The sequence below is a fragment of the Paenibacillus sp. J45TS6 genome (assembly GCF_018403285.1).
GTDB lineage: Bacteria > Bacillota > Bacilli > Paenibacillales > Paenibacillaceae > Paenibacillus.
Map to the genome: position 1 here is coordinate 1 of NZ_BOSJ01000041.1, position 2554 is coordinate 2554.

The window sequence follows — 2554 nt, forward strand, 5'->3', positions numbered from 1 at the left end:
GAGCAGACAATCCTATCTGAGAGAGTGCTTCTAGTTTACTGCGTTCAATTATGCTAAGATGTGAATAGCTCATGGACTGATTCTCCTGTGTGAATTTGGTGTGGTAACTTAATTCTACACGAATCAGACCATGGGCCATTTTTATTTTTTGAATAAGGTGTCGCACTTCATATTACAATCCGTTAAGCAAATAATGTATCATATTGACATTAAAGTAGGAGAAAGTATTGGCGAACTAGAGCTTTGAATGACTAGAGATGAAGTGGAAATTATAACTCAAGAGCTGCCATCATCTATTGTGGGCTACATTCTTTGTGTCTATTGTAACGTTATACTCGCTTTATCAATCATTATCCGTTTATGTATAAGTAATAGATAATGATAAATTATACAATCTAATATTTTAATGATGTTGTTATAATTCTAATATCTTTTATGGAAAATCTTTATGCTTAATATCTGTTCCAGTAATTCCAAGTTGTTCAATTTTATTTTCATCTTCATCAACTATTTCATAATAATAAGTAGTATCGGGTTCATCTGTGAATACAACTAAAACTTGATATCCAGTTGCTGTTTTATCTTTATTCTTTGGTTTTCTTTTTGAATTAGCACTTAAAATATCACTCTCCGAATACCCTTTCTCCTCAATTAAGTAATCTGTAACCTTTTCCTCAGTATAAGCAACAATTTCTGGATCATTCTTCGGTGGAGTTTGAAGAAGGTAAAAAACATAGAACACAAAACCAATTACAAGAATTAAAATCCCTAGAACAACTCCGCCACCAATCATCATTATTTTCTTCAAAAAAATCCTCCTTTATCTAAAATCAATTAATATATATTAACAAATCGTTTCTAATAAAAGTATAATAAAACTAGCAATAAATAGAATATTTTTACATAAAAAAGATAGAAAGTTATTTATATTAGAAGGATTTCCTGTTAACTGTGTTTTTTGTGAATTATTGCAATATAACATTACGCTAGTGAAGGTCAAGTAGAAAATATGAATTCATAGAAACTGACTATAATGGACTAAACAATAATCTTATCTTCGGTCAACTAACGTAGAAACGATAGTTCAATAAGAAAAAGTAATCAACCGATCAATAGACCGGTTGATTTTTCTTTAAGCTATTCGGTAGTTTAGTTGAAGAAAAAATGTAGAAACACTTAAATAAATAAAGCTTTTCTTAGTATATAAGATTCAGGAGGATTCTTTATCAGGTTGATGATGATAAAATGTTTTTTTGAAATATTGTAATTTATGTATCCAACACTTTGAATCAATGTGTCAGGAAAGGAAGTTGTTATATTATCAATGATTGATACAAAAAAGTTTAAGCAATTGTTAAAAGAAACATTCTCACGAGAACTAAGAAAACATGGGTTCCAAGGTACAGCAGGTAGGTATAGAACCAAACCTAATAATCATTTAATCTATACTGTTAATATTCAGGGTGATCAATATGGTGGGTCTTGTTGTGTTGAACTTGGAGTATACATTGACTTTATCCCAAACACTTTGGGTGTTCATGTCCCTCTCAATAAAGTTTCTCCTTATGATTGTGAATTTCGGTGGAGACTATCAAACCTTAAAAATGAAGACTTATGGTGGAGTTATGGCGAGACGGAAAGCGAAGCTCTAGTGAACATCAGGCATATGACAGAAATCTTTTTAGAATATGGTTTGCAATACTTTGAGGAATTCAGTAATTTCCCTGAATGTTTCACCAATATTAGTATAAAGGATATAGAACATTGGAATAAAAATGTAAAGCGAATGGGTAATAAGTATACAAGAGAGAGACTAGCATTAGTGCTTTCTAAAATACATTTGCATATGAACAATAATGAGCAGGCTATTTCTTTTGCAACATGGGCAATTAATCGAATTGGAAAAAAACATGTTGGAAGCGGATTGATTTCTGAGTTTAATGAGATCATTAACAAAGCAACTGCCCAAAGAGGTTGCCATGGTGAGATTATAGATAATTGAACTAACAAAAAAACGATAGTTGAACAAACAAGGAGCAGTTGCTATATAGCTGATCTATTTCTTATTTATTAAGCCATCGGGTAGGTTAGTTTTAATAAAATGGCATATTGAGAACATAAATAAAGTACTAGAGTGAGGAAAATCATGAATAAAAGGATAAGGTAAAAACGGATTTCGAATTCTTTCTGTCCCTTGCGCAAGTGATGGAAGTAGCCCAACCATTTCACCAGTCTGTATATTTGATTATGATCGTCCTGGGTGTAAAGTGACTGTCTTTAAGGATTTCGTAAAGGCGGAACAAGAAATATTGAACGATAACTATTGGGATTAAAGAATGGTAGTCCGTTAATCTAAAGGTAAAACATTAGTTGAATACACAAGTAGCAGCCGATCAATGCGATCGGCTGCTTTTTTATTAAGTTAACGGGCAGCATTCCTATAATGAAGAAATACGTGGTTTGAGAAACAAAAAGACTCCTTGGTATGATGTTATTGGGTCCCAAAGCTGGCCAGCGACCGGATCCAAAAAACAAACCAAGGAGACTACAAAAT

The 2554-nt window shown here is 32.2% G+C and carries 2 protein-coding genes; one reads left to right on the forward strand and one right to left on the reverse strand.

Going from position 1 to position 2554, the window contains the following annotated elements; all coding sequences use genetic code 11:
* Positions 1-433: 433 nt before the first annotated feature.
* Positions 434-808: a DUF3139 domain-containing protein gene (locus KJS58_RS24650; protein ID WP_213536325.1), complete on the reverse strand. Its 375-nt coding sequence runs from the start codon at positions 806-808 to the stop codon at positions 434-436.
* A 516-nt stretch (positions 809-1324) separates the two neighbouring features.
* Here KJS58_RS24650 and KJS58_RS24655 point away from each other — a divergent pair.
* On the forward strand, positions 1325-2002 hold the full coding sequence (locus KJS58_RS24655; RefSeq protein WP_213536326.1) for a DUF4304 domain-containing protein: 678 nt from the start codon (positions 1325-1327) through the stop codon (positions 2000-2002).
* Positions 2003-2554: the final 552 nt, after the last annotated feature.